Source organism: Frankia sp. CcCS3 (assembly GCF_977927575.1).
Genome location: NZ_CDWRCL010000169.1, coordinates 1 through 9,075, shown reverse-complemented (window position 1 = coordinate 9,075; position 9,075 = coordinate 1). Strand labels below are relative to the sequence as shown.

Sequence of the window (9,075 nt, the reverse complement as noted above, 5' to 3'; positions counted from 1 at the left end):
TCACAGCGCGATACCAATAGACGATCATGAGAGGGCCAGTTCGATCACAAGATCAGCGACAGATCCCCTCCTCTGGCCCCGCTTGCCGAAGAGGCTGCCGAACGCCGTCCGAGCCATCCCCGCCTATCTCGCGGCGGTCGTGACGGGCACCCTGCTCGCCGCCGTCGCGGGCTTCGACCTGCCCAGGGTCAACCTGCCCTCGTCCCTGTTCGACGCGGTCGCCCTGCCGGGCCTCCCGCGCGGTGACTGGTCCGGCATCGCGCTGGCCATCGTCATCGTCGCCAGCGTCGAGTCCCTGCTCTCGGCCGTCGCGGTGGACCAGCTTGCCACCACCCGAGGCTGGCGGGGGCCGCGCGTCGACCTCGACCGCGAGCTGCTCGGGCAGGGCTCGGCGAACCTCGCCTCGGGCCTGGTCGGCGGGCTGCCGATCACCGGGGTGATCGTGCGCAGCTCCACCAACGTCGCCTCCGGCGGGCGTACCCGGAAGTCTGCCGTCCTGCACGGCGTCTGGGTGCTGCTGTTCGCCGTGTTCTTGGGCCGTGCCGTGGAGTGGATCCCGCTGTCCGCCCTCGCCGGCCTGCTCGTCGTCGGTGCGCGGCTGGTCGACGTCGCGCATCTGCGCCACGTCCGCCGGCACGGGGAGCTGCCCGTCTACCTGGTGACAATCGTCGGTGTCGTCGCCCTCGACCTCCTGCAGGGTGCCGCCCTGGGTCTGCTCACCGCGCTCGCCCTGGTCCTGCGCCGGGTGCTGTGGTCGAGTGTCCGGCTGGTCCGCACCGACGAGCTCTGGCAGGTAGAAGTCGAGGGGACACTGAGCTTCCTGTCCCTGCCCCGCCTCGCGCGGATCCTGGGCCGCATCCCCGTCGGTGCCCCCGTCTCGATCGAACTCATCGTCGACTACCTTGACCACGCCGCCTATGAGCATCTGCGTGGCTGGTGCGCGAACCACGAGGCGTCCGGCGGAACGGTGAGCGTCGACGAGATCGGCCAGGTCTGGTTCCGCCGGCCGGCCGAGGTCGCGGAGCAGCGGCGCCGCACCGTCGTCCCGCACCTCCCGCGCTGGTTCGCGCCCTGGTCGCAGTGGCAGGAGCTGGAACTCGCGTCGTCACCGTCGGATTCCCATTCGTCGGAGTCGCGGTCGTCGGATTCCCAGCCCGGCGGCGTCGTTCCGCCGGCGATCCACCCGGACCCAGTCCCGGCCCCGGCGGCGTCGGCCCCGGCGGCGTCGGTGCCGGCGCAGGCCTCCCCCGACCTGACGGTCCAGCACGTCAGCACAATGTTGCTCGGGGTGAACGAGTTCCACCGGCGGGCCGCCCCGCTCCTGCGGGGCACCTTCGACGAGCTCGCCGGGGGACAGCAGCCCGGCGCCCTGTTCCTCACCTGCGCCGACTCTCGCATTGTTCCCAACATCATCACCAGTAGCGGTCCCGGTGACCTGTTCACGATCCGTAATGTCGGGAACATCGTCCCGGTGGACGACCCCGCCGGATCCGACCCGGACGCGCCCTTGCGACGCGGTGGCGACCTGTCGGTGACCGCCGCGCTGGACTACGCCGTCGACGTCCTGCGGGTGCCCTCGCTCGTGGTGTGTGGCCATTCCGGCTGTGGCGCCATGCAGGCGTTGCTGTCCGGCGCGCTCGACGGCGCACCCGACTCGGCCCTGGCGGGCTGGCTGTCGCACGCCGCCGTCTCGCTTGAGCGGACGCCCCCTGCCGGCACGGAGGATCTGCTCCCGGTGGAAAGGCTGGGCCGCGCCAACGTGGCGCAGCAGTTGGAGAACCTGCGCGCGCATCCGGCCGTGCGCCGTGCCCTGGCACGCGGCACGCTAGAACTCGTCGGCCTGTACTTCGACATCGCCGACGCGCGCATCTGGGTGCTCGAGGAGTCGACCGGCCGGTTCGTCGACCCGATGGACGCGTTGCCGACGGCGGTCATTGGGACCGGCCCGCGTCGCCGGTGGGACGCACCGGTGCGGGTACCCGCACCCATGGTCGCGGTCGGCGCGGGTCCTGCCGACGAGCAACCGCCGCCCGCCGGCCGGCGGGCCCGGTGGCTCAGCCTGCCGCGGTAATGCCGCAGCGGTGAAGGGCCACCGATCGCCCGGGGCCCGGGATCAGGGATCCGAGGTGCTGACCCCGGAGATGCACCGATGGTCGGCGACGTCGATCGTTGGATGACGTCGATCGTTGGATGACAGAGAGTTGCCGAGGGTTGGGCGCGGTCTCAAGGCCGGAGACCGTTACCAATCCTCGGCAATTCGCCGTCGCGCCGGTTCGCCGTCGCGCCGGTTCGTCCGCGGGGGTCACGAGGCCGGGATGACCCGCTCCGGGTAGTCCAGCCAGGATGTCTGACCGTCGGGGGTGACGGTGAGCCCGAAGCGGGTGCAGGACGGCCGTCCTGCGTTCACCCACCAGTCGTAGGCCATTTCGAGTTCGTCCCACAACCGTCGTGGCCCATACTGGGTGACCTCGTGCCCGTCCGACTGCCCGTCTGACCCGGCGGTCAGTGACGCCCACGACTGTGACGCCGCGTGGGACAGCAGAAGTGTTTTCGCTGGGCCGCCTTCCTCGATCTGCCCGGTGGTGCAGCCGGGCAGCCACAGGCCGACCGCGAATCCGGCCGCGGCGTCCCCGAAGGGCTCATCCAGATACCGGCAGGTTGTTCTGACATCGGCGTCGTCCTCGCCGAGCCACCAGACGGGTTTGTCGGCCCGCTGGCCGCGCAGCCGCATGAAACCCGCCTCATCATGAAAATGGCCCGAGGCGGTGCCGTCCGCAACGGTCAATGACAGCAGCGCCCCACCGAACTCGCTCGTGAACGGCAGCACGATCCGCCCGCCCGGCCGGGTCTGCATGATCCAGGGGTAGGGAACGGTAACCACCGACGCTGTGGCGATGATCCGGTCGTAGGGAGCCCGACCGGGAAACCCCGCCGCGCCGTCCCCGACGACCACCGTCACCGGACGGCCGATTCTGGCGAGGGCCGCGCGGGCCTGCCCCGCGATTCCCGGATCGATCTCGATGGTGGTGATCTGGCCGGTCGGGGTCCGCTCGGCGAGCAGCGCCGCGTTATAGCCGGTCCCGGTACCGATCTCGAGGACGTTCATCCCGTCCCGCACATCGAGGAGGTCAAGCATCCGGGCCATGACCCACGGCGCGCTGCTGGAACTGGTCGGTATGACGTCCCTACCGTCGTACCTGCCCGTCCCGTCGTCGACCTGCGTCGTGATCCCGTCGTCGCCGCGGCACAGCTTCGACCACCGCTGTGGATCATCCTGGCGCCGGAGCGGGACCAAGAAGAACCCGTCCTCGTCCCGGACCCAGATTTCATCCGGGATGAAGTCCTCGCGGTTCACCCGGCGGACGCTCACGCCTTCCCTGAGCCCTTGCACACGCCGCAGGAGACGGTCTCGTTCTTGCCGTCGCTGGTCACGGTGATCTTCCCGCTGCCGTTGCAGGTCGGGCAGGCTACCGGTTTCGCGTGCTTACCCACCCGACCGCCTCTCACCTGGGGCCATCTGGGGGTTCGGGCCCACGGCCATGATTCCATCCGGACGGTGCCGCGCGTCAAGGGGCCGCGGCAGCCTCGCGGCCGGGCCGGGAAACTGATCTAACTTGACAATTCTTAATATTTAAGAAATTTGTCGGCATCCGGGCGTGCTGGCCACGACATCCTGACGCCGACGCCGGCGGACGCCGGATCCGGTGGATCTCGCTAGAGCGGGCGGCAGACGTGCGTCAAGGTCCAGTCGGTTCCGGTCCTGGTCGCGGTCCTGGTTCCGGTCGCGGCACCCTCCGTTTTCGGCTGAGTGCCGGTCGTGCCGTCATGACCGTCCGCGCCGATCCGACGGTGCAGGAGGGTCGCCGTCAACGGGGCGACGTCGATCCGCCAGAACATCTCGACCGGGCAGCGCAGGGCGGCCACGAGCACGCCCCGGATGACCGCTGGATGGGTCACCGCGATGATGTGGCCCGGTTCGGTGCTTCGCCGGGCCAGCCAGTTTTCGACGCGGCCAAGCAAGCTCAGTAGGGATTCGCCGCCCGGCGGGGCCACCGCCGGATCGCTGTGCCACCGGCGCAGTTCGTCCGGGGGAATCTCGTCCAGGCTGTGCCCCCGCCACGCCCCGACGTCCAGGTCGCGCAGGGCCGGATCCACCTTGGGGACGATGGGTGGGCCCGGGGCCCGCGGGATGGTGACGTCACCCTTGCGGGCACCGAGGCCCAGGGCGGCGGCGGTCTGACAGGCCCGCGCGGATCCGTCGCAGAGCACCCCTCCCGTCGCGGGAAGCGCGCCGGCCGCGACCGCCTCGGCGGCGCCGACGGCTCGGCGCAGCCCGTCGGCGTCGAGAGGTTCGTCGACAGGGAACCGGGCGGCCCGCAGGGCCGCGGTCGGCGCGCAACTAACCAGGGCCAGCCGCACCGGCGGCACCGATCGCACCGATCGCACCGATCGCGCTGGTGGGGGCCGCGGCACGTCGGGACGCGCGTTCGGTCAACGCGCCGAACAGCAGGCCGATGGCCGCCCAGACGGTCGCCTGGATGGCGAGCGAGGCGATCCGGAACCGCCATAGCACGTCGGCGGGGAAGCCCTCCGGCGTCTCGTGCACGCGGGGCAGGACGGCGTAGACGACGCCCAGGACCACCAGCCCGCCGACGACGGCGGCGATCGTCGCGTTCCAGCCGCCGAGCCGCCGCGCGGCCACACCCGTCCCGACCACGACGATCACCGAGATCAGGATCATGAGGAAGTACAGGACGGTCCGCCGGCCGATCGTGTCGGGATTGCCGATCGCGGGGGGATTCGCCGGGTACTTCAGATCGGGCAGGAGGTAGACCGCGGTGAACCCGGCGAGGGCCACCAGGGCGGCCGTCCCCCGGGGCCCGAGGGCGCCCAGGCGGCCCTGCACGCACGCATACGCCAGGGCGAACATGCCGCCGATGGCGACGGAGAAGAGCAGCAGACCGGTGAACAGACCGAGCGTCGACTGCACGGTCCGGGACACCGGCTCGTGCGCATGAGTGGAGCTCTCGCCCGCCGACTCGAAGGTGATCGCGTGACCGATCTGGCTCTCGCCGAGGGTCTTCGCGACGATGAAGGCGAGCACGCCGGCGACCAGACCGACGAGCATGCCACGGATCAACAGTGTTCGTGCCACAGCGTCTCCTTGCTGGAACAGAGCGGGAGGAGGCGTCAGTGGCAGGGGAAGCCGAGCAGGTGGCGGGCGTCGTGCACGAACTCGTGGACGTAGTTCCCGCCGAAGATTGACAGCGCGCCCTGCTCGGCGCCGACGAAGTACAGCCCGAGCAGCGCCAGCAGCCCGCCGAAGAGCAGGAAGGGCACCAGCTCACGCAGCGGGATGGTCGGCAGGGTCGGCAGTGCCGGCTGGGCGAGCGGTGCGGGGGAGACGGCGGGGTGCGCCATGAGGAGAACCTCCACTGGAATCACGCGTTCCACGGGTAGGACGGGTTCGGGTAATGGGTCTGACTTCCGAGACCGTCCAGGACGGACGGGCCGGTCACAGTGGCGCGACCATGCCGGAATCACACCGGCTTCCATCACACGAACATGTAAAGATAAACAGCGCCATGTAACCCTGTCAAGTTTTCTGGGCTGCCAGGATGGCTGGACGGGTCCGGGTGCGGTCCCCGTGGGGCATGCTGGTGTGCTGTGCGTGCGGTCAGTGTGCTGTGTATGCGGTCAGGGGGACCAGTAGCGGTCAGGGGAGCCAGGAGACGGTGGCACAGCCGAGCTGATGCCGGATGGGGCCGTCGGGCCCGGCGTTCGTGGCGTAGGCGCACACCGTGTGCGGGACGGCGCTGGTGATGACGGTGGTCTCGAAGCCGTGGTCGGAGCCGGCGTCGGGGTAGAAGCGGGCGACGTCCGGTCGGGAGGTGTCCGCGGTGGCGGTGGCGGCGGTGGCACCGTCGAGAGTGACCGTGACGGTGAGGGGGTCGGCGGGGGCGTCGGGGTCGTAGGCCCAGCCGGCGACGCGGACGCTGCTCCAGCCGGCGGTGATCCACGGGTTGGGCGTCGCGAGGTCGAGGTAGCCGAAGGGCGTGTGGTCGACGGCGGGCGCGTCCACGGTCGCGGTGGTGCAGCCGAGGCTCTGCCGGTGGAAGGAGCCGAGCGGGCCGATGTCCACCGCGGCGGTGCAGACGGTGTGGGTGCCGGGTGCGGCGGCCACGGTGGTGTCGAAGCCGTGGTCGGGGCCGGCGCCCGGGTGGGCCCGGGCGACGTCGGGACGGGAGCGGTCGGCGATGACGGTGGCGGTGGCGACGTCGTCCAGAATGATCGTTACGGCCAGGGGGTGGCTGAGGTCCCCCGGGTCGATGGCCCAGCCGGCGACGCGGATGCCGGTGGGGGAGGCGTCGACGAGATCGAGAAAGCCGAACGGCGGCGCATCGTCCCCATTGGGACAGTTTTTCTCGATTTTCTCGATCTTCCCCGTCTTCCCTACGTCACTGGGCTCGGCCGTCGGGCAGGTGCCGGCCACGGCGGATCCGGCCAGGCCGGCGTCGATCAGGACGGTGGTGAGAACGAGGATGCTGATCATCGCGACGGTGGTACGTACGGGCGTTCGATGCGGCGTGATGGCGATGATCGTCACCCTCTCTCCTCTCGCCCAAGGTGTGAACTGAAAGTAGCATCTTCATCGCTATCGGTCGACAACCGTGAAGGTTGTGTTGCATGTTGCATCCACGCCGCTGCCATGCGCATTCTGCGGGTGCGGTGTCCGTGCGGCCATGGGTCCGTATGGCCGCGGGGCGGTGGGGCCGCGGGGCGGTGGGATGGTGGGATGGTTGGGCGGCGACTGGGCCCGGCCCGCCGACCGCGGCTGTTACCAGACCTGGATCAGTCAGCTCGGTCTGGCGGGGGACCCGTGGACCGGTCGCGGGACCGGATAGCCGAGAAAGCCTGCCGCGATCGTGCGCCCGCTCCCCGACTCGGCGGCCAGCCGAACCGGGAGAACGGCTCCGCCCGCAGATGCAGACGGATGATCTCGCTGCTGTACGCCAGCGTGTCGGCCGGCAGATCGTCCGGTGGGTGCCAGGCGAGGGCGGAGCAGGTGGCCGGCTCCCGATTGGTGGGCTCGCCGCTCCATCGCGGCACCAGGAAGCCGAAACCGATACGAGCGTCGCTGTCCGGCGGAAGGGCATGCGTGACACCCGCGAAAGCGACATCCTCGGGTTCGACCCCGATGCCGAGCTCCTCGTCGAGCTCCCGGAGCACCGCGGTCACGACGTCCTCGGCGGGCTCGATCCGTCCGCTGGGCAGCGCCCAGCAGCCGCTTCCGTAGATGTCTCCCGCGCGTTTCGTCAGGAGCAGGCGGCCGTCCCGTACCAGTAGCGCAAGAACGTCGACCGGGGTCCGGTGTTCGTGCCGCATGGTCCTCCTGCACCTTTACCATGACCGTGTGGCAGTTCCGGTGCCAAGGTAACCCTTGTCGCCGAACATGTTCCTCGGATCGAGGACGTCGGGGATTCCGGACCGGGTTCGCCACGGCGGCCGTCCCACGAACCGCCTCCTCGAGGCCGACACCTCCGACGACCGTCTCACCCAGTGGCCACAATCCGTCGGACGGCCGTTGGCCGGTGAGTTGTGGGGACCTGAGCACGGTCTGCGGTACTTGGGAGTCGAAATGAAATAACTTGCGCGTTTCGAACCCTCCATAGGCCTGTGACCTGCGATGATGCTCTCGATCACGTATTTGTTACTTCATTACGTCCCCTTGGGCCGTGCCTTGCTCCCCACAATTTGGCCGCCGTGCGGTCAGGCGGACCCGGCCTTCGGCCTTCTTCGCCTGGTAGGGCACCTACGAGGAGGCTTGTTCCGCAACCTTCAGTACAGATGATCCAGATCATTCCTCGTCGCCCCCAGGTGGTCCTTGCGTGATTGTCCGGATGGTTCTCCGGATGGTTCGGGGGCGGGTCAGATCGGGCGGCGGGGCAGGCGTCCGCTCAGCGGCACAACAGAGCGTTGCCTGGGTGTTCTAGATACCGCGGTGTTTTAGATATCGAGGTCGACGTAAAGAGCGGCATGATCGGAGGCGGCCTGTCCGGCTCGGGTGATCTTGGGGTGGATCGCCCACTGGGCGGATGGGTGTTTGTTGTCGGGGTCGCCCCACAGGCCGGTGCGGACGATCTGCCCGCCGGTCATCCGGTCGGCGAGGTCGGGGGAGAGCAGGATGTAGTCGAGTCGGTTGCGGGCGGTGCAGGACTGGAAGGTACCGGGTCGGGGACCGGTGTCGAATCCGGCCCGGCTGGTGGCGTCCACGAGTGGGCTGTCGGGGCCGAGGAGGGGTTCGAGGCTGGGGAACGCGGGCGGGGGTGGCTTGTTGAGGTCACCGACGACGGCGATGTATCGGGCGCCGGCGTCGCGGAGCGCGGTGTAGATCTCCGCCACCCGGTGGGCCTGCCGGCGGCGTAGCGGGTCGGGGTTTCCCGAGGTCCAAGACTGGCTTTTCAAATGGTTCGGCAGCACCCAGACGGTGTTGCCGGCGGGGGTGTGCAGTTCGTAGGCGGGGCAGTCGCGGCTGAACAGCGGCCGGTCGGGGCGGGCCGGGTCGGGGTCGTCGACGTGGCTGACGATCGAGCCGATCGTGTGGCCGGGTTTGGCCAGCAGGCCGACGTTGATGCCGCGGGGGTCGTTGCCGTCGATGAGCATCACGTGGGCGTACAGGCCGGCGAGCAGACTGGTGTTGAACCGGACCAGCGCCGGACGGTTTTCGGCTTCGATCACGGCGAGAACGTCGGCGTTGATGTCCGTGATGACCTGGGCGGTGGAGCGGATCCCGGTCTCGTTGACGGGGCCGGTGACCAGTTCGACCCAGCCGATCCAATCCTGCCGTCCGGCTGCGTCGATCACAGCGTCCTTACCGGGGGGTTGGGTGAGGAAGTTCCCGCGGTTCTCGCGAAGCCGGGCCCACCGCGGCTGTGGATCCCGGCTGAGCTGCAGCCGACCCTCGCCGGTGCGGGTCAGGATTTCCATCGTTTCCAGGTCGGCGAGCATGTCGGTCTTGTCCTGAACGGTATAGACCTCGTGCTGGGCGAGGGTGGTGAACCGGTCGAATGCGGC

9 protein-coding genes and 1 riboswitch are annotated in these 9,075 nt (G+C 69.6%); of the genes, 1 reads left to right on the top strand and 8 read right to left on the bottom strand.

What is annotated here, in order from left to right:
* The first annotated feature begins 82 nt into the window (after positions 1-82).
* Entirely contained in the window at positions 83-2,071 is a 1,989-nt protein-coding gene (locus AC08OQ_RS14350) for a solute carrier family 23 protein (protein ID WP_476601490.1), read from the top strand.
* A 231-nt stretch (positions 2,072-2,302) separates the two neighbouring features.
* Here AC08OQ_RS14350 and AC08OQ_RS14345 read toward each other — a convergent pair whose 3' ends face one another.
* From AC08OQ_RS14345 to AC08OQ_RS14310, 8 genes are all read right to left on the bottom strand, one after another.
* Positions 2,303-3,370, bottom strand: coding sequence for a methyltransferase domain-containing protein (locus tag AC08OQ_RS14345; RefSeq protein ID WP_476601491.1), 1,068 nt, complete (start codon positions 3,368-3,370; stop codon positions 2,303-2,305).
* Positions 3,367-3,492 carry a hypothetical protein gene (locus tag AC08OQ_RS14340; RefSeq protein ID WP_023842045.1) on the bottom strand — a complete coding sequence of 42 codons (126 nt, stop codon included), beginning with the start codon at positions 3,490-3,492 and terminating at the stop codon, positions 3,367-3,369. Before AC08OQ_RS14340 ends, AC08OQ_RS14345 begins: the two co-directional genes overlap by 4 nt.
* Before the next feature lie 222 nt (positions 3,493-3,714).
* Entirely contained in the window at positions 3,715-4,437 is a 723-nt protein-coding gene (locus AC08OQ_RS14335; RefSeq protein ID WP_476612111.1) for a histidine phosphatase family protein, read from the bottom strand.
* On the bottom strand, positions 4,400-5,155 hold the full coding sequence (locus tag AC08OQ_RS14330; RefSeq protein WP_476601493.1) for a CbtA family protein: 756 nt from the start codon (positions 5,153-5,155) through the stop codon (positions 4,400-4,402). The genes AC08OQ_RS14335 and AC08OQ_RS14330 overlap by 38 nt, the downstream gene beginning before the upstream one ends.
* 35 nt (positions 5,156-5,190) lie before the next feature.
* Positions 5,191-5,421, bottom strand: coding sequence for a CbtB domain-containing protein (locus AC08OQ_RS14325; protein WP_462188974.1), 231 nt, complete (start codon positions 5,419-5,421; stop codon positions 5,191-5,193).
* 4 nt (positions 5,422-5,425) lie between these two features.
* Positions 5,426-5,581: riboswitch (adenosylcobalamin (AdoCbl) riboswitch) on the bottom strand.
* Positions 5,582-5,716: 135 nt separating this feature from the next.
* Positions 5,717-6,607, bottom strand: coding sequence for a hypothetical protein (locus tag AC08OQ_RS14320; protein ID WP_476601495.1), 891 nt, complete (start codon positions 6,605-6,607; stop codon positions 5,717-5,719).
* Positions 6,608-6,852: 245 nt separating this feature from the next.
* A complete protein-coding gene (locus AC08OQ_RS14315) occupies positions 6,853-7,386 on the bottom strand; it encodes an NUDIX hydrolase (RefSeq protein WP_476601496.1) in 534 nt (177 codons plus the stop codon).
* A gap of 621 nt (positions 7,387-8,007) precedes the next feature.
* On the bottom strand, positions 8,008-9,075 hold a 1,068-nt coding region (locus AC08OQ_RS14310), incomplete at its 5' end, for an endonuclease/exonuclease/phosphatase family protein (protein WP_476612110.1).

Excerpts from the sequence above, each read along its gene's own strand:
- AC08OQ_RS14315 (WP_476601496.1), bottom strand. The coding sequence starts at position 7,386 with ATGCGGCACGAACACCGGACCCCGGTCGACGTTCTTGCGCTACTGGTA.
- AC08OQ_RS14325 (WP_462188974.1), bottom strand. The coding sequence starts at position 5,421 with ATGGCGCACCCCGCCGTCTCCCCCGCACCGCTCGCCCAGCCGGCACTG.